Origin of the sequence: Enteroscipio rubneri, assembly GCF_963929405.1 — a bacterium.
GTDB classification, from domain to species: domain Bacteria; phylum Actinomycetota; class Coriobacteriia; order Coriobacteriales; family Eggerthellaceae; genus Enteroscipio; species Enteroscipio rubneri.
Genome location: NZ_CAWVIN010000003.1, coordinates 519,518 through 542,996, shown reverse-complemented (window position 1 = coordinate 542,996; position 23,479 = coordinate 519,518). Strand labels below are relative to the sequence as shown.

At 63.8% G+C, this 23,479-nt stretch carries 20 protein-coding genes; 16 read left to right on the top strand and 4 right to left on the bottom strand.

Features of this window, described 5'->3' with window-relative positions; genetic code table 11:
* Positions 1-13: 13 nt before the first annotated feature.
* The 16 genes from ABGT83_RS09420 to ABGT83_RS09345 all read left to right on the top strand — a co-directional run bounded on the left by ABGT83_RS09420 (position 14) and on the right by ABGT83_RS09345 (position 20,121).
* Positions 14-490, top strand: coding sequence for a helix-turn-helix domain-containing protein (locus ABGT83_RS09420; protein WP_346687239.1), 477 nt, complete (start codon positions 14-16; stop codon positions 488-490).
* 34 nt (positions 491-524) lie between these two features.
* Positions 525-1,298: an ATP-binding protein gene (locus tag ABGT83_RS09415; protein ID WP_346687237.1), complete on the top strand. Its 774-nt coding sequence runs from the start codon at positions 525-527 to the stop codon at positions 1,296-1,298.
* A 120-nt stretch (positions 1,299-1,418) separates the two neighbouring features.
* Complete coding sequence (locus ABGT83_RS09410) at positions 1,419-2,267, top strand: hypothetical protein (RefSeq protein WP_346687235.1); 849 nt, start codon at positions 1,419-1,421, stop codon at positions 2,265-2,267.
* Positions 2,268-2,351: 84 nt separating this feature from the next.
* A complete protein-coding gene (locus ABGT83_RS09405) occupies positions 2,352-2,900 on the top strand; it encodes a hypothetical protein (protein ID WP_346687233.1) in 549 nt (182 codons plus the stop codon).
* Complete coding sequence (locus ABGT83_RS09400) at positions 2,897-4,732, top strand: VirD4-like conjugal transfer protein, CD1115 family (RefSeq protein ID WP_346687231.1); 1,836 nt, start codon at positions 2,897-2,899, stop codon at positions 4,730-4,732. Before ABGT83_RS09405 ends, ABGT83_RS09400 begins: the two co-directional genes overlap by 4 nt.
* A 146-nt stretch (positions 4,733-4,878) precedes the next feature.
* Positions 4,879-5,094 (top strand): hypothetical protein, encoded by a 216-nt coding sequence (locus ABGT83_RS09395; protein ID WP_103265156.1) that lies wholly within the window; start codon positions 4,879-4,881, stop codon positions 5,092-5,094.
* A gap of 9 nt (positions 5,095-5,103) precedes the next feature.
* A complete protein-coding gene (locus ABGT83_RS09390; protein ID WP_103265155.1) occupies positions 5,104-5,520 on the top strand; it encodes a PrgI family protein in 417 nt (138 codons plus the stop codon).
* A 31-nt stretch (positions 5,521-5,551) separates the two neighbouring features.
* Positions 5,552-8,020 (top strand): VirB4-like conjugal transfer ATPase, CD1110 family, encoded by a 2,469-nt coding sequence (locus tag ABGT83_RS09385; protein ID WP_428994612.1) that lies wholly within the window; start codon positions 5,552-5,554, stop codon positions 8,018-8,020.
* A complete protein-coding gene (locus tag ABGT83_RS09380) occupies positions 8,017-9,681 on the top strand; it encodes an NlpC/P60 family protein (protein WP_346687229.1) in 1,665 nt (554 codons plus the stop codon). Before ABGT83_RS09385 ends, ABGT83_RS09380 begins: the two co-directional genes overlap by 4 nt.
* Before the next feature lie 12 nt (positions 9,682-9,693).
* On the top strand, positions 9,694-10,443 hold the full coding sequence (locus ABGT83_RS09375; RefSeq protein WP_346687227.1) for a hypothetical protein: 750 nt from the start codon (positions 9,694-9,696) through the stop codon (positions 10,441-10,443).
* The gene (locus tag ABGT83_RS09370) at positions 10,440-11,450 is read left to right on the top strand and encodes a conjugal transfer protein TrbL (protein ID WP_181813855.1); all 1,011 of its coding nucleotides are present in this window, start codon (positions 10,440-10,442) and stop codon (positions 11,448-11,450) included. The genes ABGT83_RS09375 and ABGT83_RS09370 overlap by 4 nt, the downstream gene beginning before the upstream one ends.
* A gap of 127 nt (positions 11,451-11,577) precedes the next feature.
* Complete coding sequence (locus tag ABGT83_RS09365) at positions 11,578-12,069, top strand: DNA gyrase (RefSeq protein ID WP_346687226.1); 492 nt, start codon at positions 11,578-11,580, stop codon at positions 12,067-12,069.
* A 10-nt stretch (positions 12,070-12,079) separates the two neighbouring features.
* The gene (locus ABGT83_RS09360) at positions 12,080-16,186 is read left to right on the top strand and encodes a VaFE repeat-containing surface-anchored protein (protein WP_346687224.1); all 4,107 of its coding nucleotides are present in this window, start codon (positions 12,080-12,082) and stop codon (positions 16,184-16,186) included.
* Positions 16,179-16,946 (top strand): class B sortase, encoded by a 768-nt coding sequence (locus ABGT83_RS09355; protein WP_346687222.1) that lies wholly within the window; start codon positions 16,179-16,181, stop codon positions 16,944-16,946. Before ABGT83_RS09360 ends, ABGT83_RS09355 begins: the two co-directional genes overlap by 8 nt.
* A gap of 316 nt (positions 16,947-17,262) precedes the next feature.
* Positions 17,263-17,655: a hypothetical protein gene (locus tag ABGT83_RS09350; RefSeq protein ID WP_346687220.1), complete on the top strand. Its 393-nt coding sequence runs from the start codon at positions 17,263-17,265 to the stop codon at positions 17,653-17,655.
* 534 nt (positions 17,656-18,189) lie between these two features.
* Entirely contained in the window at positions 18,190-20,121 is a 1,932-nt protein-coding gene (locus tag ABGT83_RS09345; RefSeq protein ID WP_346687218.1) for an AAA family ATPase, read from the top strand.
* Between the two features lie 102 nt (positions 20,122-20,223).
* On the opposite strand, the gene ABGT83_RS09340 is transcribed toward ABGT83_RS09345, so the two are convergent.
* The 4 genes from ABGT83_RS09340 to ABGT83_RS09325 form a co-directional block, all read right to left on the bottom strand.
* Positions 20,224-20,625, bottom strand: coding sequence for a hypothetical protein (locus ABGT83_RS09340; RefSeq protein WP_346687216.1), 402 nt, complete (start codon positions 20,623-20,625; stop codon positions 20,224-20,226).
* A 378-nt stretch (positions 20,626-21,003) separates the two neighbouring features.
* Positions 21,004-21,633 (bottom strand): hypothetical protein, encoded by a 630-nt coding sequence (locus ABGT83_RS09335; protein WP_346687214.1) that lies wholly within the window; start codon positions 21,631-21,633, stop codon positions 21,004-21,006.
* Entirely contained in the window at positions 21,630-22,922 is a 1,293-nt protein-coding gene (locus ABGT83_RS09330) for a relaxase/mobilization nuclease domain-containing protein (protein WP_346687212.1), read from the bottom strand. Before ABGT83_RS09330 ends, ABGT83_RS09335 begins: the two co-directional genes overlap by 4 nt.
* 2 nt (positions 22,923-22,924) lie before the next feature.
* Entirely contained in the window at positions 22,925-23,341 is a 417-nt protein-coding gene (locus ABGT83_RS09325; RefSeq protein WP_346687210.1) for a plasmid mobilization protein, read from the bottom strand.
* Positions 23,342-23,479 lie beyond the last annotated feature (138 nt).

Genomic DNA, 23,479 nt, shown 5'->3' with positions numbered 1-23,479 from the left:
GGCGAGGCTGGCCATGGCGGGCGGCGAGGAAGGCTTCATCGTGATCCGGAGGTTCATGATAAAGCAGTTGAAGCTGCAAGGGGTCCCCCTGCTGCTGTACGCAAGGATATACGGCTTCACGGTCGGAGGGGGCGCGGGCTGCTACGAATCCCAGAGGTCCATGGCCGAGAGCCTCGGCGTGAGCGAGAGGGCGATCGGCAAGGCCCTCAGAATCCTCAGGGAGAAGGGGCTGGTCGTCGAGGTCGGCTCGCATCGCCTGCGAAACGGGCGCTCGACCAAGGTCTTCCGCGCCGTGAACCCGCTCAAGGGCGCTGGTGGGACAATCTGTCCCACCGGAACGGACTTCGCCGAACAAAGTTCCGAAGGGCGGCGCCCCCTGCCCGAACGGCCACGACGACGCCCTCCGAATCGAGTTCCGCCAGAGAGTATAGAGATGAAAAACCCCAGGGAGAGGAAAGCCGAGGATGGCTTCGACAGATACAGCTTCTGAGCCAAGCCGCTTCACCGAAGCGCAGCTTGCCGAAATGGGGATGGAGTACCCTCCCCCTCCCGAGGTCCGATGCCTGCATTGCGGGAGGCGGAAGGCCCCTTTCGCCCTTCTGATCGCCGGAAAGGTCGTCTGGATCAGCGGAGGGTGCGGTTGCGACCAGGAGAGGGCGGCGAAGGAAGAGGAGGAGGCCAGGAGGGCTGCCGAGAAAGACCGGCGCTACACGGAAAAGCTCCGCGCGGTCGGCATACCTCCGCGCTACCAGAATGCGGTCATCGACAGCAACGAGGCCGCCATGTTCCTCGCCGACTTTGACTCCCGTCCCGGCAGCGGGCTCTACATCCAAGGCACGTGCGGATCGGGGAAGACGTCCCTTGCCTGCGCGCTGGCGCGCAGGCTCTTCGACGCGAAGAAGCGCGTGCTCGTTACCACGGCGATAGACATGCTCGGGGAGATCCAGCGGACGTTCGACGACTCGAGCCCAACCCTCGACGTCGTGAGGAGGTACGTCGAATGCGACCTCCTCGTCATCGACGACATGGGTAAGGAGAGCGCGGGGGATTGGGCCGTCCGCACCCTGTTCCAGATCCTGAACGCGAGGTATGGGGAGATGCGCTCGACGATCGTCACGAGCGAATACGACCCCCCGAACCTCGGGAGGCGAATGAGCCGGCAGGGGTTCGGCGATCCGGCGACCGCCATCCTGTCCCGCCTGAAGGAGACCTGCACGCGCATCGAGCGTCCCGACGTCGACTTCAGGAGCCTTCCCGGAGGGTATCCGGGAGGCCGAGCGACCAGCGGAACCGAATAGAACCGAGCGCGCCGCCCACCGACCTCGACCGCTCCCGCCCGATGGTTCAATGGGCGCGAACCGTCCTCCCGCCGACGCCGACGGCGCCGATCCGGGGGGCAGCGAAAGGGGGCGAGGTCGTTGGCGCACGCTGCGACGCATATCGGGGCCGACCGGGCCGACGCATCCGTCCAGGAATCCTTGGCGGCGAAATGCCAGGAGAACGGCTGGCTGAGAGCCGGCGGATACGCCTGGCAAGACGACCCCTACCTCGAAGACTATCCTTACGACATCCGCGAAGCATCCTCGATGGAGGAGCTTCGCTCTTTTTTCCGGCGCGGAAACTGGGCGATACGGCAGGGCGTGGTCTACCGCGATCTGGCCTTCGTCCAGCAGGTCGACGGCGGCGACGAGTGGTGGACCCTCAAGAAGATCGGCGACGGGGGCGAGCCCGGCGATTGGCTGGCGTTCGAGAACTGCTCGTTCGGCGGCCTGAGCCGGGACCGGCACGGCTTCAACGATCTCATCGTGGGCATGAGCGCGGCTTCCGCGAGCGAATGCGAGAGGCTCGAATACAGGCTTCCCATGCTCGACGAGCCCTGGAGCCTCATGACCGCCTGCTCCGAGAACCGGGCGGGCGATCAGGTTGAATGCAAGATCCTCGAGAGCCGTTGCGGCGACTACGCGGTGAAGGCGTACGAGCGCCCGAGCTTCGACGGCGCGATGCTCGAGATATCCGACCGCGCCTCCCGCGCCCTCGTGTTCCATGACGGGGCATGCGACAGCATCGTCTCCGCTTCGGGCAGAGCCCGCGATGCATTGTCCTCCCTGATTGAGGGGTCGCGGGAAAGCGATGGAAGATCGAGGTCGGAGGCGGCGAGAAGCAGGCTCAGGAGCCTCAGAGACGCTTCGTCGGAAGCCCGCGAATCGTCGTCGGCGATCAACCCCCCTTCAAACGCAACGGGAAGAAACGGCAAAGCACGTTCCTAGCAAGGCATCCGATGCCGCTGGAGCGTGCTTTGTCGTTTTGCGAAGTGGGACAGATTGTCCCAGCGAGAAACGGAGGTAGAGCCGATGGCCACTGATTTCGGGGACGAGAGCGGCGAGAAGCTGTTCGACTGGGTGCTGAGGATCGGCCAGGACGCAAGCGAGCAGGCGATGCTCGCGAGCGCCGAGAGGCTGAAGAACGCATTGCGAAACGCCCGCGGGGAGATAAGGGGAAAGGGCCCGGAGGATGCCGCGGAGCAGCCTTCCGAGTGGGCGAAGCTCAGCATGGAGCAGTTCGCATCCCTCCCCGAATACCGGAGCATCAAGGAGATCATCGACGGGAAGCTCTCGGGCGAGGGCATCGAGCACGCCTTCTTCGAGGGCAAGGGAAAGGAGCACCTTCTCTTCAAGGTGGAGGACGCCCCTAGCGTCTCCCGCACGTTCGGCGATCTGGAGAAGCAGGCGGACATCGCCCTCGACAGGGCGCTCGAGGAGCGCGGAAAGACCCGCGAGCAGATAAGGGACGCCCAGCCGCTCGAGGAGCGCGCGGCGTCCGCCCGCGAGAGCGCGAAGGCGATGGAGGCGGCGCGCGGCAAGGCCCATGAGGTCGAGATCGCGGCGGTGAGGTCCAAATGAGCCCTTCCCTCATCACGGCCCTGATGGCGACGCCGATCGCGTTCGCGGCCGGGAACCTCTACGCGTCGAACCTGGCGTCGCTTCCAGGAGAGCCGATCGCGAACCTGGCGACCGCCGCCGTCACGCTGCCGGGCTTCGTCGCGAAAGGCGGCGGTTTCACCGGAGAGCCTGCGGGAATCTGCGTCGGCGTCCTGCTCGTCTGCGCGGTGTGGATCGCCTGGTCGTACCGCCTGACGGCCAAGGGGACCAGGAACGGCGAGGAGCACGGCAGCGCCCGCTGGGCGACCAGGGCCGAGATGAGGGCGTTCGGGGACGCGAAAGCGCCCGACAACAACATCATCCTCACGAAGAACGCGCGGATCGCGCTCGACCGCGGGAGGTTCGACCTCAAGACCGACCGCAACCACAACGTCGTGGTCGTGGGCGGCTCGGGCTCCGGCAAGACGCGCTACTACGTGAAGCCCAACCTCATGCAGCTCAACTCCAGCTACTTCGTGACAGACCCCAAGGGGACCCTCATCGGCGAGACGGGGCATCTCTTCGCGGAGGCGGGATACGAGATCCGCTCCTTCAACACCATCGACTTCGCCGAATCGAACCGCTACAACCCGCTTCGCTACGTGAGGAGCGAGGCCGACGTCCTCACCTTCGTCGAATGCCTCATCAAGAACACCACGGGCGACAAGGACCATGCCGGAGACCCGTTCTGGGAGAACGCGGAGCGCCTGCTCTACACCGCGCTCGTCTCCTACCTGCTCGCGCACTGCCCCGAGGAGGATCGAAACCTTCCCGGGCTGCTGGTCCTGCTCGGGCTGGCCGAGGCGAAGGAGGAGGACGAGTCGTACATGAGCCCGCTCGACGTCCTTTTCGCGGAGCTCGAGACGGGGATGAGGTTCGTCAGGACCGGCGAGCCTGCCGAGGCGGACCTCGAGAGCAGGGCGTTCTCGAACGGGGGCGGCGGGTTCTCCTGGGTGAGGACCGGCGAGCCCACGCTGCCCGAGGACGACTTCTCGCTGTCGAACTACAAGGCGTTCAAGACCGCCGCAGGCAAGACGCTCAAGTCGATCATCATCAGCTGCAACGTGCGCCTGAAGCCCCTTTCCATCAAGGAGGTCTCGAAGCTCCTCGAGCGCGACGAGATGGGCCTCGACGAGCTCGGCGAGGAGGGCAAGAGGACGGTCGTCTTCGCGAGCATGCCGGACACCAACTCGACCTTCGACTTCCTCTTCGCGATCCTCATGTGGCAGACGCTCGACGTGCTCTGCAACGTCGCGCTGAGGCGGCATGCGGGCCATCTCCCCACGCACGTCCACTTCATCCTGGACGAGTTCGCCAACATCGGCCACGTCCCGGACTTCGAGCGGACCATCGCGGTCGTGCGCAGCCGCAACATATCCTGCTCGATCATCCTGCAGTCCCTCGCCCAGCTCAAGAGCCGCTACAAGGACGACGCGCAGACCATCCAGGACTGCTGCGACACGACGCTCTTCCTCGGCGGGAAGTCGGGCGAGACCAACAAGGAGATCTCGGAGGCGGTCGGAAAGCAGACCGTCTCCACGATCACCTTCAACGACTCCCGCGGCTCCAACTCGAGCCGGACCCGCAACTACAACAGGCAGGAGCGCGACCTCATCCAACCGTCCGAGGTCGGAAGGCTTCCCAGGGACGAGGCGATCGTGCTCATCACGGGAGCCTTCCCGTTCAAGGACAAGAAGTACCCGCTCGAGCGGCATCCCCGTTACAGGCATATCGATCCCGGCCGTCCAGGGGCAAGGCATGCCGAGCGGTTCGGCTTCGCGTCCTATCGGATACGTCAAAAGGAGGAGGCATGAGGGAAAGAAGAGCCTAGGGGCGGCGGCGCCCGGAGACCCGGCCCATGCGCGGGCGACCGCGCATGGGGCCGCCGCCCGCATGCGCCTCTCGGGATCGACCAGGGCACATCGCCGCGATCGCGGCGAGAAGAAGAAAGGAAACCATGATGCTAACCCAGATAATCACGCTCGTATCGGGCTGCGTTACCTTCCTCGGCGGGTTCCTCGTCGTGTGGGGCGCGGTCTCGCTCGGCCTCGCCATCCGCGAGCAGCAGGGAGGCTCCCAGATCGCGAGCGCCATCTCGACCATCGCGGGCGGCGCGATCATCATCGCGGCCGCCGTCTACTTCGGCATGCTCGACACATCCTGGCTCCCAGCGTAGGTGGTCGGCATGTCATTGCAGATACCGATTCAGAAGGACATCGGCGAGTACCAGGAGAAGATCGTCGGCAAGATGAGCCTGCGCACGCTCGCGTGCGTGTCCCTCGGCTTCGCGTCCGCCATCGCGGCGGCGGCGATCGTCTACTTCGGGCTCGGAATCGAGGTCGGCAACGCGACGCTTCCCGTCATGGCAGCGGCGCTGCCGTTCTGGCTCGCCGGGTTCTGGCGCCCCTTCGGGATGAAGCTGGAGGAGTTCCTCCCCCTTCTCTGGGAGCACTCCATGAACAGCCAGACGATGCTCTACGACACCGGCGACGCGCTCGCCGGCTGCGCATGCACGGGCCCCGTCGCAGGAAAGCCCTCCCGCAAGGCGCGCCGCAGGGCCAAGAGGAAGGGGGCCGAGGTCCATGGCCCAGAACAGTTCTAGGAAAAAGGCGCCCGCCAGGAAGTCGAGCCTCATGGGGCTCCTTCTCGGCGGCAGGAAGGCGACGGGCGCCGAGGCGAAGGCCCGCGAGGAGAAGGCCAGGCGCACGTCCAAGGCCCGCAACTCCGCGAAGCGCCAGCTCGACTACATCGGATACGACGCCATGTACAAAAACGGCATCGCCCAGGTGGAGGAAGGGCTCTTCAGCCAGACGGTCGAGTTCTCCGACATCAGCTACCAATCGGCGCGAAGGGACGCCCAGGAGAACATCTTCTCCGTCCTCTCGAGCCTCTACAACTACTTCAACGCGGACGCCTCGGTGCAGCTCTCGATCGCCAACACGCCCATCCCCGCCGACGTGATCGGGTCCAAGCGCTTCTTCCGCCACGTCGCCGACGTCGACGACGGGCTCGTGGACGAGTACAACCGGATCCTCAACGACAAGCTGCGCGAGGGCGTGTCCAACCTCGAGCGCCACCGCTACCTCACCTACATGGTCGGCGCCGACGACGTGGATGCGGCGACGCCGAAGCTCGCCCGCATCCGCGCGGACGTGTGCCAGACGCTCGCGCGCATCCGGTGCGACGCGCGCCCGATCGACGGCGAGGAGCGCCTGCGCGCGATGGACTCCATCGTCCGCCCCAAGAAGCGCTTCGAGTTCAGCTGGGACAAACTGTCCCAGTTCCGCGGCCTGCGCACGAAGAACCTCATCGCCCCGAACCTCATGGACTTCGCGCCCGAGGGACGGGCGGACTGCTTCGAGTCCGACGGGGTGTTCGGGAGCGTGCTGGCCATACGCGACTTCGGGAGCATGCTCGAGGACTACTACCTCGCGAACATCATCGACCTGCCCATCCCGCTCGTCGTGACGCTGCACATCCAGCCCATCGCGCAAAGCGACGCGCTCGCGATGGTGAAGCGCCAGCTCGACTGGATGGACAAGGAGATCATCGACGAGCAGATGGCGGCGGTGAAGAAGGGCTACGACTACTCGATCCTCCCGCCCGAGCTGCGCTACTCGAAGGAGGAGGCGGAGGAGCTGCTCGACTTCCTGCGCAACAAGAACGAGCGCCTCTTCGTCTACACCGGGCTCGTCTACACCTACGCCGACAGCCTGGAGGAGCTCGACCGCCAGGTGGAGCAGGTGGTCTCCGTGGCCCAGGGGAACTCCCTCGGGATCGTCGGGCTCGACTACCGCCAGAAGCACGCGCTCAACTCCATGCTCCCCTTGGGGCGCAACCACGTGAACGTCTCCAGGCACCTCACCACAGGCCAGATCGCGATGCAGATGCCCTTCGCCTCCCAGGAGCTCAACCAGGAAGGCGGCGGCTACTACGGCCAGTCCAAGCAGTCGGGCAACCTCGTCATCTGCAACCGCAAACGGCTCGCGAGCCCCATGGGGTTCGTCTGCGGCAAGCCCGGCTCGGGCAAGTCGTTCAGCGTCAAGCGCGAGATCCTGAACACGGTGCTCGCCTTCCCGGAGGACGAGGTCGTCATCTTCGACCCCGCCGGCGAGTACTCCACCCTCGTCGGAAGCTGCAATGGCCAGAACATCCGCCTCGCGCCCGACTCGGACACGTCCATGAACCCCTTCGACCTCACGGACGTCGAAGGCAAGGCGGACGCCGCCCAGATGGCCTTCAAGATCGACGCGTTCCTGGCCCTCTCCTCCGCCATGATGGCGGAGGGGTCGGAGGGCCTGCCGGAGGCCGACAAGTCCATCATCACGCGCTGCGTGGAGGCCGCTTACGTCCAGTCGGGCGAGCGCATCCCCGTGCTTGGGGACTTCTACAGGATCCTCGTCGAGCAGCCAGAGCGCGAGGCGCGCGACATCGCGCTGCGCTACGAGAGGTTCGTGAAAGGCGCCCTGTCCTTCTTCAACCGCCAGAGCAACGTGACGTTCAAGAACCGCGTCACCAACGTCGATCTGCACGACCTCTCCAGCAACATGCGCGTCTTCGGCATGCTCACCGCGCTCGAGGCGGTGCGAAACCGCATGTACGAGAACTTCGAGCGGGGCGTCACCACCTGGCTCTACATCGACGAGGTGCAGAGCCTCTTCGGGCATCCCGCCATCATCGAGTACTTCTCCAAGTTCTGGGCCGAGGGGCGCAAGTTCAACCTCATCTGCACCGGAATCACGCAGAACTCGACCTACATGCTCACGCACGAGTCCGCCCGCAACATGGTCCTGAACTCGGATTTCTGCCTGCTGCACAAGCAGTCCGCGCTCGACCGCAAGAGCTGGGTGGACCTGCTCACCCTCTCCGACACCGAGGCGGGCTACATAGACGATTCCATCAAGGCCGGCGAGGGCCTGCTCGTCGCGGGCGGCGCGCGCGTGCCGATCATGGACGACTTCCCGAAGGGCGCGCTCTACGACCTGTTCAACACCAAGCCCGACGAGATCGCCGAGCTCAAGCGCAAGGCCGTCTTCGAGGCGAACAGGCGGGCGAGCTCCGGGTCTCGGGATGCGGATGGCGAGGAGGGCCCTGAGCGATGAGCGGCCAGGGCCAGACATACCAGGATGCCGGGATGCGCGAGCTCGTGGCGGCCGAGAAGGAGACGGTCCTCAACTCGGGGACGGTCAAATCCGCCGACGACCAGGCGCTCTCGACGCTCGCGGAAAGGTCCACGGCGGCACGGGAGGCAAGCCCGCTCGCCGCCGCAAAAGCAGGACGCGTCCCGAGGGGCGCATCGAGGGGACGCGCGCGATCCCGCGGAGCCGCCGAAGGATCGGCCGTTTCGGATCAGACCGCCGCGCAACCCGGGCGCCTCGGCGGGCATCGCGCCCCGATCGGAGCGAAGGCGGCGATCGGGAACGCGGCGGTGGACGAGCTCGACGACACCGAGGAATTCTCGGGAGCCGCCGGCGTCCGCGACAAGGCCGTCCTGGCCAAGCGCCTCTCGGCAAAGGCCCGCGGAGCGGGCAAGGCGAACGGTCCCGTCCGGCAGGCGGGATCCGGCAAGCGCCCCGGCGCGTCCTCCAAGAAGGCGTCGCGCGCCGCGGGGTCCGCCAAGGGGAAGGGCGCGGCCAAGGGCGCAAGCGCCTCGGCCGTCCGCGCCCAGGCTGCCGTCCAGGCGAAGACGGCCGAGGCTGCAGGCGGCGCCAAGGCGGCGGCAGCAGCGAAGAGCACATCGGCGAAGGCGATAGGCGGCGCCATCGCGAGCGCAGCCGCCCCCTTGGGAGGCGTCTTCGCGGGAGTGCTCGCGTTCATCCTCGTCGCGCTCGCCGCAAGCCAGCTCGTCGCGGCGCTGTTCGGCTTCTGGCAGAACGAGGCGGCGAAGCAGAGCCTCGCGGGCCTTCCCCCCTACATTACCTACGAGATGGTGGAGGAGGCAATCGAGTGCCAGGAGGACTACGGGCATCCGGCGGGCTGCACGATAGCCCAGATCATCTGCGAATCGGGCCAGGGCGACCACATGAGCCGGCTCGCGGAGCGCGACCACAACCTCTTCGGGATGAAATGGTCCTCGTCGTTCGCCGCCTGCCCAGAGGTGACCGGCAAGTCGGCCTGGGCGACCAACGAGGAGTACGGGGGCGAGGCGGTGGCGATCACGGCGTACTTCACCTCGTTCACCTCGGATGTGGACTGCATCCGCTTCAGGAGCCGCGTCTTCCTGCAGGCGGGCCACTACGCGAACAACCCGCTCATCCGCGAGGCGATCGAGAAACGCGACTCGGACAAGATGGCCGAAGGCCTCAAGGACGCGGGATGGGCGACGAGCTCGTCCTACGTCGAGAGCCTCAAGTCGGCCATGGACGCCTACGGCCTGCGCCGCTTCGACGGCATGAGCCTGGAGGAGTTCCGGAGCCTGGACCAGGCGAGGTCGACCGTGGTCGCGGCGGCGCGCAGCCAGCTCGGCGTGCCCTACGTCTGGGGCGGGACCACGCCCGGCGTCGGGCTCGACTGCTCGGGGCTCACCCAGTACTGCTACGCCCAGGCGGGGATCTCCATCCCGCGAAACTCCGAGGACCAGGCCGCGTTCGGCGCCAAGGTCCCCGTCTCGCTCGCGGAGCCCGGGGACATCCTGTGGCGCCCGGGGCACGTCGCCATCTTCATCGGGGACGACAAGTACATCCACGAGCCCTACTCGGGCGAGGTCTGCAGGGAAGCGTCGGGCGTCGGCTACTTCACCGCGGCGATCAAGGTCATCGGATAGGAGGAGGAAAGAATGGATAGGAAAACGAAGATCATCGCCGTCTTGGCGGCAGGGGCGCTGGCGATCCTCGTCGGATCGAGCGTAGCGCGCTGCACGCTCGCGCAGGACGGCGGCGAGGCGGGGCCCGATCCCGTTTCGCAGGAGCAGGCGAGCCCGCAGGAGGCCGGGCGAGGCGACGAGGAAGAGGATGCCGGAGCCGCCGGCGGCGCGCCCAAGGGCTTCTCCGCGCTAGCCGGATCGTCCTGGACGAGCGAGGACGGCGGGTCCTCGCTGTCCATCACCCCGACGAACCTCGTCGTGACGTCCCCGGAGGGCACGGCGGTCCTCTACTACGCGCTCGACGAGGAGTCCTCCGCGGACGGGAGCCTCTCCGCGACGCTCTCCGTCTCCCAAACCGTAAACGGCCCGCAGCAGCTCGCGGTGCTCTTCGTCACCAGCGGCCCAGACGGTTCCCAGAGGATCGTATGCGACGAGCTGGGCGGCGCCTTCGTGCGCGATGTCGCCGAGGAAGCGCACGTGTCGATCGGGAACCCGGACGAGGCGCTGTTCGACGCGTTCGGGCACACCCGCGACGAGTTCGAGGCGGTCCTCGGCGAGTTCGCGAAGGGGGCATCCCCCCATGCGACCAAGGCGACCTGGGACGGCGAGGTCTGGCTCGACTTCAACGCGGGCACCAAGCTCACGAACTTCACCCTCGACGACGCGGCGAACACCCCCGTCACCGTGGTCGACGACGGGTCCGGGGAGCTGACGTTCCGATGATCGCGCGCATCGAGGCAAAGCAGGGCGGCAGGGAGCGCTTCGCGAGGGCGTCCCTGCTCTCCTTCATCGTCTGCGCGGCGATCTTCCTGCCGGCGCGGCCCGCCTGGGCGAGCATCGCCGACGACATCAACGGGTGGCTCTGCGGCGTGCTGCGCGACTGCTGCAACTGGATTTTCTCCCAGCAGGCGAACGTCCTGGAGTCGATCGGCTACGAGGGGATCCTGGGAGCCGACTTCGGCAGCATGCTCACGACGGCGGGCGGGACCTCCATGTACGACATCGTGCACGCCGTGTGGCAGGTCGCGATCCTGCCCATCGGCTGCGGGGTGCTCTCGCTCGTGTTCACCATCAAGCTCATCCAGATCTCCCAGCGCATGGACGGCAGCCAGTCGCTGCCGGGCGTGAAGGAGGTGGTGTTCCTGCTCGTGTTCTTCGCCGTGTTCCTCTTTCTGATCCAGAACAGCTTCGAGCTCATGCAGGCGATCTACGAGGTGGTGGGGCTGGCGATAGACAGGACGATCGCGCTGTTCGGCACGGGGGGCGCGCTCGACCTAGGCGAGGTCTCCATCGTCACGGGGGACGACGACCTGCCCTCGCTCATCGCGATGCTCCTCGTCTCGCTCGTCAGCTGGCTCGTCGTGCTGGTGGCCTACATCGTGAGTCTTGTGGTCTGCTGGGCGCGGGCCCTGCAGCTCTACATCATGGCGGCCTTCAGCCCGATACCGCTGTCCCTCATGGCACTCGACGACACGCGCCAGATCGGCGTCGGCTACATCAAGAACTTCGCCGCGGTCTGCATCGCGGGGCTGATCATCCTCATCCTGCTCGTCTCGTTCCCCCTCATCCTGGGCGGGCTCGTCGCCGTCAACCCCGGCACGGGGACGCCGATGGACAGCATCGCGAACGGCCTCACCTACGCGCTCCAGTACCTGGCCATGTGCGTCCTGCTCATCCTCTCGCTCGTGAAGAGCGGCACGTGGGCCCGCGACATCGTGAGCGGGTTCTGACCATGGAAGCGCGCAGGCACACCTCGTCCCTCGGGATGAGACCCTGCGGGCCTTGCCGCCGGCCCGGGCCCGGTCAACAAAGAGAAGGGCCGGCGCCATCCCGATACCAAGGAAAGGAGAAGAGACGATGGCCGAAGAGAAGAAGAACACCTACATCACCCTGCACAGGAACTTCGTCAAGGCCGATATCGAGTACACCGACCCCAAGAGCGGCGAGAAGAGGACCTTCAACTCCGTGACGCTGCCGAAGGGGACGGTGATCGAAGGGCACGACGTGAGCTACTACCAGTTCTCGCCCATGTTCGTGAACCCCTCGAAGTACCGAGGCGAGAACTTCGTCGACATACCGCTTCTGACGAACAGGGAGGTCTGGCTGCAGCGCTCCATCCTCGACGCCGAGGGCAATCCCGTCATAGACGAGCGGACGGGGCGTGCGGCGAAGGACACGGTCAAGGTCATGCCGGCGCAGTTCAAGACCGCCCTCGACGAGGCCCGCAGGGAGTACCTCGCGCTGCGCGAATCCAGGGAGCAATCGCTCAGCTCGCGCGCCGAGCATGCCCGCGAGGGCGCTTCCGCCCTCTCCGAGGGCAAAGCCCCTTTTGAGAAACCAGCACGATAGGAGGTGCGTCATGAGCAAATCAAGCCTCATCGGCGCGGCAACCCGATCCGCGCCGCTCAGGGCGATCCTCGCCGTCCTGCTCGCATTTTCCGGACTTCTCGCCACGCTGTCGCCGGCGTTCGCCGAGGAGGCCCATGCGGCGCAGACCGCGAAGCTGACCGTCGGGTCGAGCATCTACTACGGCGGCTACTCGACCAACTGGATGTGGGCGGACGGCGAGATCGCCTACTGCGGCAACCCCTCCGCCTCGACGCCGCCGTCCGGAACCTACCCCAAATCCGCGCTCAGCGCGCCCTCCGGACGCACCGCCGAGGCCGTGGCGGACCTGTGGTTCGGCTACGGAGCCCCCGGCTTCGACGCCTCCATGTGGCCGGATAGGTGGTACGACGGGTCGACGATGAGCGACAACCACTACGCCGCGCTCACCCACATCCTCCTGTCCGACACCTACACCTCCGACGGCAACTACGCCATGTACGGCTGCACCGAGCAGTTCAAGGACTGGGTGCAGTACAACGTGCTCGGATTCGGGGACTCGGGGGAGGTGACCAACCCGGACGCGACCGGCCGCCAGATCGCGGCGCGGACGGGCGAGGTGCCCCGGAACTTCGAGGCCTTCCAGCTGAGCACGGGAGCCGGCACGCAGCTGATCCTGTCCTTCGAGTACACCCCCTTCGGCGAGATAGTGCTCCAGAAGGGCTCGGCGCTGCCCGAGGTCAGCGGGTCGAACCCCTGCTACAGCCTCGCCGGCGCGGTCTACGGGGTCTACTCGGACAGCGGGCTCGCCTCGAGGGTCGGCTCGATCGAGACCGACGACAGCGGGTCGGGCAGGCTCGGCGAGCTCGTCCCCGGCACCTACTGGGTGAAGGAGACCGTCCCCGCCAAGGGCTACGCCCTCGACGAGGCGGTCTACGAGGTCGAGGTCCATCCCGACATGGCGAGCGCCGTCAACGGCGCCGCGGGCGTCGCCGACTACCCCAAGTCCGACCCGGTCGGCATGCTCGTCATGAAGGTCGACGCGACGACCGGGGAGAGCGTCCCCCAGGGCTCGGCGTCGCTTGCCGGCGCCGAGTTCACGGTGCGGTTCTACGAGGGCCTCTACGCCAGCGCCGAGGAGGCGGAGGCGTCCGGGGCGCCCGCGCGCACCTGGGTGTTCGCCACCGACGCCGACGGGTTCGCCGACTACGCCGACGACTACAAGGTCGCGGGCCCCGAGCTCTACCGCATGGGTAACGGCGATCCGACCCTCCCGCTCGGAACGGTCGTCATCCAGGAGACGAAGGCCCCTGCGGGCTACAACCTCGACGACGGGCGGGGCGGCGAGCCCGAGGCGTTCTGCATCCAGATAACCGACGGAGGCGCCGTGGGCGAGGCCGTCTACTCCTACAACGCGCCCAAGGCGCCCGACACGGTCGAGCGCGGGGACTTCCGCCTGGTCAAGGAGATCCCCATCGAGGTCGAGGACGAGTCCGGCATCGTGCAGGAGGCCGAGCGCGTGCTGCTGCCCGGCGTGCGGTTCCAGCTGATCAACGCATCCGAGAACGCCGTCGTCTCGCCCGAGACCGGCGAGAAGGCCGAGCCCGGCGAGGTGGTCTGCACCATCACCACCGACGAGAACGGCCTCGCGTCGACCCGAGGCGGCCTCGCCGTCAACGGATGGGACATCCCGCAAGGCTGGTCGGGGGCCCTGGCATACGGCACCTACACGGTGCACGAGGTCATCCCAGACTCCGTGGCGGAGGACTTCAAGGCGGAGTACGGCCACGACATCATCCCGGTCCCCGACTGGAAGACGACCATCTCCGCCGAGGGCCAGTACGACCCGCCGGCGCTCGTGAACAACCACATCCCGCAGACGCCGCTCAAGGTCGTCAAGACGGACGCAGAGACGGGACGCCAGATCCCGCTTCCCTGCTCGTTCCAGCTGCTCGACTCCGACGGCGAGCTCGTCACCTACGAGAGCCACTACCCCGACACCCACGTCATGGACACCTGGACCACCAACGAGCGCGGCGAGGTGACGCTGCCGATGCTGCTCGAACAGGGCGACTACACGCTCGTCGAGGTGCAGGCGCCAGAGGGCTACGTCAAGGCGCTCGAAGGCAAGACCATCACGGTCGGGGCGGTCTACAACGACTGGGACGACCCCATCGAGGTCGAGTTCGCCGACATGCCCCAGAAGGGCACCATCAGCGTCGTCAAGCACGACTCCGCCACCGGCGAGCCGGTTTCCGACTCCGTCTACGTCGTGGAGGCGGCATCCGACATCGTCACGGGCGACGGCACGGTCCGCGCCCATGCCGGCGACATCGTGGCCACGCTCGAGACCGACGGGGAGGGCCGCGCCACGAGCGGCGAGCTCTACCTCGGCACCTACACCGTCTACGAGGCGAAGGCCAAGGACGGCTACGCGCTCGACGTCGACGAGAAGACCGTGACGCTCGAATACCAAGGGCAGGATGTCGCCGTGTTCGACGAGGTGCTCGAAGCCGAGGACGCCCCCACCGAGCTCAAGGTCATGAAGGTCGACGCCCTCGATGCGGACAAGCCCGTGGCAGGCGCCGTCTTCAGGCTCTGGAACGACGAGGGAACCTACGACGAGGAGCTCGTCACGGGCGAGGACGGCGCCATCAGCGTCCCGTACCTCGAGCACGGCTCCTACCATCTGCAGGAGACCTCGGCCCCCGAGGGCTACGTCGTGAGCGACGTGGACGACGAGGGCAACGCCGCCGTCCACGACCTCCTCGTGAACGACCAGGGAATGTTCGAGCGGGAGGACGGCACCATGAGCGCGGTCTTCGAGCTCGAGATAGCCAACATGCACAAGACCATGGGCACCACGGCAACCGATGCCGAAAGCGGGGCCCACGAGGGCCAGGCGCGCGAGAACCTGACGATAATCGACACGGTCGAGTACACCGGCTGCATTCCCGGAACCGAGTGCACGCTCGAAGGGATCCTGATGGACGCCGCAACCGGCGAGCCTGCGCTCGATGATGCGGGCAACGAGATCACGGCCCGGACCACCTTCACGGCGGAGGACTTCACGGGAACCGTCGAGATGACCTTCGCCTTCAGCGGGGTCGACCTCGCGGGCGCCAAGCTCGTCGCCTTCGAGACCATGACGTGCGGGGGCGAGGAGTACATGGCCCACGCCGACATCGAAGACGAGAGCCAGACGGTTGCCGTCGTCGACATCGCCACGACGGCCGTGAACCCCGAGACCGGGGACGCGACGGGCGTCGCGGACGAGGGGCTCGAGCTCGTCGACACGGTCGAGTACACGGGCCTCACTCCTGGCGAAGCCTACACGATGACGGGCCATATCGCGGACGCCGAGACGGGCGAGATGCTCATGGACGGGGACGGAAACGCCTACGTCCAGGAGGTCGCGTTCTCGCCCGAGGAGGCCGATGGGACCGTCGAGGTCGCCTTCGAGATAGACGCGAGCTCGCTCTCCGGCAGGACGACCGTGTTCACGGAGACGCTCTCCGACTCCGAGGGGAACGTCATCGCAGCGCATGACGACATGGCGGACGCGAACCAGTCGATCTACTTCCCGATGATCCGCACCAACGCGGTCGACGGGGCCGACGGGGACAAGAACCTCGTCGCGGGCGAGTCCGCGGTCATCGTCGACACGGTGACGTACGAGAACCTCATCCCCGGCAAGGAGTACGTCGTGGCGGGCGTGCTCATGGACAAGGCCACGGGAGAGCCTTTGAAAGACGCGCAGGGCAACGGTGTCTCCACGTCCGCCACGTTCACGCCCGAGTCCCCCGACGGGGAGGTCGAAGTCGCGTTCGAGTTCGACGCCACGGGGCTCGCTGGCAAAAGCGCCGTCGCGTTCGAGTCGCTCGTGAAGGACGGCATCGAGGTCGCGACGCACACCGACATCGACGACGAGGCGCAGACGGTCGCGATCGTCCAACCCGAAGAGGAGGCGCCCGGCGAGGAGGCGTCCGGCAAGGGCTATCCCAAGACCGGCGCCGCCGCGACCGCCGCGGCAGCCGGCGCGGGCGGGCTCGCCCTGGCGGCGTACGGCCTCGCCGGCGCCGCGAGCGGCCTTCTGAAGCGCCGCAAGGACGCCGCCGACGATCAGGGCGAAGATGCCTAAGCCCCGTCAGGCGCATGCCGGCAAGGAGGGCGGGCGCAAGGCCCGCCCTCTGGGCGTGGTCTTCCGCATCGCCCTGGCGCTCCTCGCAGCGGGCCTGCTCGCCTTCGCGCTGCGGCAGACGATGCAGCCGGAAGGCGGGGGCGCCCTCCCCGAGCCGGCGCCCGCCCTCCTCGAGGACGCTCCCGAAGGCGCCGACGCGGAAGGAGGCGGCGCGGCCGACTGGACCTCGATCCCGGAGGCGGTGGTCGCCTGGGTCGAGGTGCCGGGGACCTCCATCGACGAGCCGATTGCCCAGGCGACGGCAGACGCCCCCAACCGCTACCTGTACGACGACGCGCTGGGGCAGGGCGCCTACGGCACCCCCTACCTGGATTGGGAGTGCTCGCCCGATTCCCCCTTCTCGATCGTCTACGGGCACCATATGGACGACGGCAGCGTGTTCGCCGATTTCGCGCGGTTTTCCGACCGGGACTATGCGGAAGGGCACAGGGACATCTGGGTGAGCACCCGCGCCGACGACCAGGTCCACGAGCTGCGCGTCGTTGCCGTTGACGTGGTGAACGCGGACGACGAGCAAGTCCAGGTGACATTCGCAAACGATGAGGAGCAGGTCACCTGCCTTAACGATCGGATATCGCGCAGCGATCTCGTGCTCGAGGAGGCGGACCTGTCTGATGCCAAAGTCTGGGCCTTCGCGACGTGCAGCTACCAGACGTCCAACTCGCGGACGGTGGTCTATGCGATAGAAGACAGGAGATGAGAATGAAAGTGTTTCTTTTCGCGCTCGGGATGTTCCTTATGTGCAACGCGATCCTTGCGTGGTGCTGCCTTAGGGTGGGGTCATTGGGCGAGGGCGAGTAGCGGAGCACGAAAAATTGGTCGATTTGAGCATGCTTGCCATAAGTTAGGCTTCTGAAGCGGCGATGTTCTAGCTTGATTGCGGGTTAAGAGACAGGGCTGGCAATACCGATTGACCATTTTGATCAATTGGCTTACAGGTTTGCGGTGGCTGTGGCAGGAGCAAATACTCTCAGATAGATTTTAACACGCCGGGCTTTATGAGGGAGGCTGAGCAGATGAGCCAGTATATTAAGCAGCTAGAAATTGAACTAGCGCAAATTACGAACGGTTTCAAGGTCGAGGAACAGAAAGCCAAGATCGACTTTGAGGCCAACGACAGTTCCCGCGCGAAAGAACTGGCTTTTTCAGCCTATCGATCTGATGTCTATCAGCTGAGAATGTATGGCGTCTTTCTGTTCGGGCACTTAGCGGACGATAAAGATATCCTCAACTTTATGCTCCAGAACGTTTCCAAAGACGAGAACTGGAGAGTTCAAGAGGTCTTAGCAAAAGCATTTGATGAATACTGTAGAAGAAACGGATTTGAAAAGTCTCTTCCAGTGATCGATTTATGGCTGCAGGACAAAAACCCCAATGAAAATCGGTTGGTAATGCCTTGCGAGATATAAGCAAAAAGCATGGCGCGCTGGTTGCTGCGGAACTTGCGACATGGGATTTGTCATCGAAAGAGGTTCTCCAGGTTTTTAAGCTCGCAAGTAGGCTCATCGAGAAATAGCACGCCCGACGTATTTCGCTTCAATAAGCGATTAAAGGCCCCTCATTTTCCTAGGCATGCTTCTGCGCATGTTGGGGACTGCCGCTTCTGAGTTATGTTTGGGTTTTATCTTTAGCTTGGGGGTGATTTGCTCTCATGCGGTCTTGGGGCTGCTAGAAGGGCGAGCGGTATAATAATCACGAGATTTGAAAACCAGGATAGCGCAGCTGCATTCGCCTCTTGAGCTTCTGCTGGTGAAGGTGAAGAGATTTCTTCTCGAGCGATCAATCGAGATTCGTTGATATTGGATTCGAACTCGATTTATCTTTCGTTCCGAAAAAGGCGTAATTGGCCTTTAGCTAGACTGTATTCGTTTTGCGGTTTTGGGCTTTGCCTCACAGGGTCGCTGAGTAGAAGGCGCGCAGGAGCTTGGACGGAGATGATGTTGATGCCGAATGATGCAATGATCAGGCTTTCCGGTGTTGTAATCCATAACTACAAGTGCATCGAAAACGACCAATCGTTTGATGTCGAGCCGGATGTGACCGTGCTCGTTGGTATGAATGAATCAGGCAAGACCACGGCGCTCGAGGCAATTGCGAAGTGTCATTATTTCGACGAGGGCGATCCCGAGTTCAAGTTCGAAGCCCTGAAAGATTATCCGCGTGCAAGATACAATAAATACAAAAGGGGCGATGAGCCCGAAGATGCGGTGACTCTTAGATATGAGATTTCCGAAGGGCTAAAGTCTCAAATTGAGATTGAAATGGGCATTTCTTTGGAGGGCACGGATTTCACATGTAGCACATATTATGATGGAAAAACTCTCATTGGGATTAACTCGTTGTTTTCAAAGTCGTGGGCGTCGAAGGTAAAAGAAGCCTTGAACAAGATGGCGGAGGAGGGTATTCCCGAGGAAAGACTTCTCAGCATTAAAGCCCGTAGCCAGCTTGATTCCGTTTTATCGGAGTATGACCTTGGGGAGGATGATAAGACCATTTTTGAATCCCTAAGGGAGATGCTGCCCGTTTCTGGGGAATCAAAATGGGAAGATCCGGTCAAATATGCCATTTGGAAAGATTTCTTGGAACCGAACTTACCCGTGTTCATCTATTACGATGAGTACTACCAGCTTCCTGGGAGGGTCGACCTATCCAAATTAAAGAACGCATCCTTGAGCGATCCGTCGCTCAAGACGGCGAAAGCGCTCATCGATCTTTCCGGGGCGGATTTGGACATCTTGAGCGCCGCGGATGACTTCGAGGAGTTCAAATCCGAGTTGGAAGCGACCAGCATCGACATATCCGACACATTGTTCGAGTATTGGGGCTCCAATCAGAATCTTGAAATCGAGTTCGATGTCGATAAAGTCGAGAGTGACGATGGCCGCAACCATCGAATAGTCAAGAGGGTCTTGGATATCCGCGTAAAAAACAAGTGGAACAGGGTGTCTCTTCCCCTTGATAAGCGCAGCAAAGGATTCAATTGGTTCTTCTCCTTTTTGGTATGGTTCAAGGCCATGCAGGAGGATAGGAACAGGCAGTACATCCTCCTCCTGGACGAACCGGGATTGAATCTGCACGCTCTGGCTCAAGGCGATCTTCTCAGGTTCATAGACGACCTCTCCGAGGACCACCAGATCATATATACAACCCATTCTCCGTTCATGGTCGATTCGGAGCACCTCGAGAAGATTCGTACTGTGGTCGAGGTCGAGAGGCAGGGAAGCAGGATATCCGATTCCTTGCAAGAGAAGGATCCGGATACGCTTTTCCCGCTGCAAGCCGCGCTTGGGTATTCGGTCGCCCAGAATCTGTTCATCAACAAAAAGAACCTGCTGGTCGAGGGAATCTCGGATTTGGTGTATTTGGAGACTATGTCCGCAGAGCTTCTGAAGCGAGGCAGGACGGGGTTGTCGGAGGAGGCAACCATCGTTCCGACGGGCGGTGCGGACAAGGTTGCGACTTTCATTTCTCTTATGAGGGGCTCGAAGCTTCAGATTGTGTGCCTTCTCGACTCGTTCGTGGACAAGAAGTCCAAGCAGCGTATCGACGATCTCGTGCGTGAAAAGATCATCAGGGATAAGAATATCGTCTACTACTCCGACGTTCGCAACACGAGCTACGCTGATGTCGAAGACATGTTTGAGCCGGAAGAATATCTCCTTTTGTATAACGCCGCGTTCGACAAGAACGTCAGCATAAGCGATATTAAGAGCGATCGGCCCATAATGATCCAGCTGAAAGACATGAATGGAGGGGCCTTTAATCACTACCTTCCCGCTCGCGAGTTTGCAAGAAGGTCGGCGGAAATTGATCTATCGGACGAGACCCTGGAGAGGTTCGAGAACCTTTTCTCGAAACTGAACTCTTTATTGTGATTCGCCGTAAAACAAGGAAGTATTGTTTGAGGGCTTGAGCCAAGAGGCCCTAAAGGCCTTTTTGGCTCTTCTTCTGTTGCTTTGATTGGCGGGGGAGGATGGCTACTCGTTTTCCCAGTGGCCTCCGACAACGAGGGTTTCCCAATGCCCTTCCTCGGGGTGCTCGATGGTTTCTTCCCCGACCTTTACCTGCCGGACTTCGCTGTGATAGCCGGATCCCTCTCCGGCGAGCATGTGCTGCTTGTTGTGCGCCGACGTGCTTCCCGTGATGTCGGCGCCGCAGACGTTGCAGATCGATCTTTCGACGTTCTCGTAAACGGGAATCGTTTCGGTCCATGCGGCTTTGTCAACGACCCAAACCTTTTCAGTATCCTCGACCCAAGTTTTTTTGAGGGTTGCCTGGCTGCGAGGAAGTGGAGGGCTCCTTCGCGGGGCCTGATTGCCTATCGCCTGCTTCCTCGTTGCTCGAAATGCCCTTTCCGTTGTTCGGAGGGGTAGTTGCATTGGAATTGGTTGCGTTGTTTTGGGTCTCAGGCGCCGGATTGCCCATGCCTGTCGCCTTGGAACTATTGGAGCTGCTGCTGGGGTTCGCCTCTTTACTATTGGCTTCAAATACCGAGCTTCTGCTGTCGGCAATACTGGGAGCACCGTTAGCATTGCCGTCAAGGGCCGAACTCGGCTGGTTCGTGTCGGAAGGTGCGAAGCACAGCGCGACCACGAGAATGACCGTCGCGCATCCCGTGATGACAGCAGCCTTCCTCCTATCGCTGAAAAGCATACGTATCTTGCTCTTGAACATTTTAAGCTTCATCACTATCTTGCCCCCCCTACATGAACCTGAACACGGCTCGGAACAGCCAGGCGAAGAATCCGATCGTCGCTTTAACCAAGAACCTCATCGTCTAATCCTTCCATCCATTCGCACCCTTCGTCCTGGGCTCCGTCTTCATTACCGGGATGCCGCTCTCCAAAGGAGCCGGGGGACGAGGCGCTTAGAGCCAGCGCCTCGTCGTACGCTCCGAGTCCGAAACCGAATCTCGAGCAGATCTCTTCGGGTGCCGCCACCGAAGCGCCGGGCATGCGGGACAGGATGCCGAAGAGCTCGACGGCGCACTGCGCCTTGCTCTTCTGAGAGGCGTCGCTGATGCACAGGTCGACCATCTGCTTGAACTTCGCCGCGTCCACGAGCTCTCCTCCCACGCGGAACGCGAGCTCTCTTTCGTCGGCCTTTATTTGGACCACATGCGAAACCTCTTCCTTCTCCGCGAGCAGGAACCGCCATCCTCGGCTCCTTGAGGCTCTGGGCGTCCCCTCCTGGGAATCGAGCTGCGCCGCTCCCGGGGAGATGTCGTAATGATGGATGCAAAGCCACAAGCCCGTCTGCCCCAGACGGTCGAACCTCAGCTCGTAGTTCGCGAGCATCGCGTTGCTTCCGAAGGGCTGCGCGGCGGTGAACCGCCCGTCGTCGAAGACGTCGACCCTCCCGTTGTCGTATGTGATGACTACCTTCATCGCTGGCGCCCTTCCCGCCTTTCGCGCGGCTGCTCGCGTTGCGGGGCGCTCCGCTCGGAGCCCGATGGCTCGCCTGCCCAGCCTCCTTTGCCGCTGACGCGACCGTCCCTTCGGGTGACGTCGTGGAGCGGGAGCGCCTTTCTCTCCTTCAGGAAGTCCCTCGCATGCTCCAGGGCCTCGATGTCCTTCCGGATGCGGGTTTCCTGGCTGGCGGGGACTCCGTTTCGCAGCCTGCCTCGTTGCGCCGCGATCGCGCTGTCGGCAGCGTCGAGGGACATGATGCGCCATTTGCTGCAGACCTCTAACGCATTGGAGAGCGAATCCAGCTCGTCGAGGTCCTTGAGCTCTACTGCCTTCCTGGCGAGGCGCAGGAACTCCCGCGAGGATGCGTCCGGCAGGTGCTCTGCCCTCGCTCCGAGGAGCCGCCTCTCCAGCGCGGCCTTGCCGAAGGATGCGCCCAGGCGCTCTCCCGATACGCGGCGGGCGGACGCGTCGGCGAGCGAGAAGATCCAGTCCTGCCTGCGCGCGCGGGGGGAGTTGTCCTCGATCCCGACTCCCATCATCACGAGGATGCTGCGGAACTCCTGCTCGTTTCTGGCAAGGCCCTTCGCGATGCCCACCCTGTTCCTGATGTCCGCCACCCACGAGTAGCCGCCCGCCGCCTCGGCCCTTCGCTCGGCTCGGCTGCGGTAGGTCTCCTGCAGGGTGCGCGCTTTCGCTCTGGGCTCGCCCTTGTTTGCCGCGAGTCGCTGGAAGCCCGTGCTGGGTTCGGGCCTTTCGTTGCTGAGCGCCCTGAGTCCCCGCTCGGCCGCCATCTCCTGGAGCGCCCGGTTGAGATCGAGGGGGTTGTCGGTATGCATCCTCCTGCCTGTGACCACGTTCGTGTTGTTCACGACGATGTGCGCATGGGGGATGCGGTTTTCGTTGTCGTCGTGGTAGATGATTGCGATGTGGTGCTCGGGGAAGAACCGGAGCGCCCATGCGTGCGCCAGCTCCCTGAGCTCATCGAGGCTCACTTCGTCTTCCGGGGAGGGGGACAGCACGAAATGCTTGAAGGTGCGGGCCCTCTTCCCGTTCCATGGATCGTCGTTGCCGCATTCGGCTCTGAAGGCGTCCATTTCCGCCGCCCAATCGAAGGGCTTCCCGAATTCGGGCTCGCGCATGAGGTCCGCGTCCGGCACCTCGGAGAAATTGAAGAAGTCGCGCGCGAGCGCGCGCCCGTTCTTCTCGAGGTACCTTTGGACCGGGACGCAGCTTCCGTGTCCCGATATGGGCTTCAGCACCGGCATCCTCACCACCTCGCGAACATCGCGGTCTCGAGCCGTGACATCTCCTCGCACAGCTTTTCCTGCCGGGCGTTCACGGCATCCAGCTTCTCGCGGATCTCCGGGAGGGCGATGTCCAGGTACTCGTACCGGAGCTTTCCGTGCCGCAAGTAGTAAGAGATGGAGTTGAGCGCATGCGTCGCCTGGTTCAGGTTCGTGCCGAACCGGCGCATCTCCTTGTGGATGCGCGATATCTCCTTGCCGTCGACGACGACCAGGCGGACGTTAGACCCGTGGATCTCGCTGGCGGGAAGCTGCGCCAAAAGGCGGATGAGGTCGGACCTCGTGAGGCCGCATTTCTCGGCGATCTCGTCGATGTGGGCCCGCTCTTCCGGGGTCATGCGGATGTGGAAGTCCGCGGTCTTGGGGTTCTTCTTGCTCATGGGCGAAGCCTTTCGCTTAGGGGCCAGCGGGGCCTCCCCCGCGACGAGGGAGCCGGGTCTGTCGGGCTTGCCCCGGCAGGCTGGGCGACCGAGCCGGTTCTCCGACCCGTTCGCGATGCGAAGGGAGGAGGCCGGCGC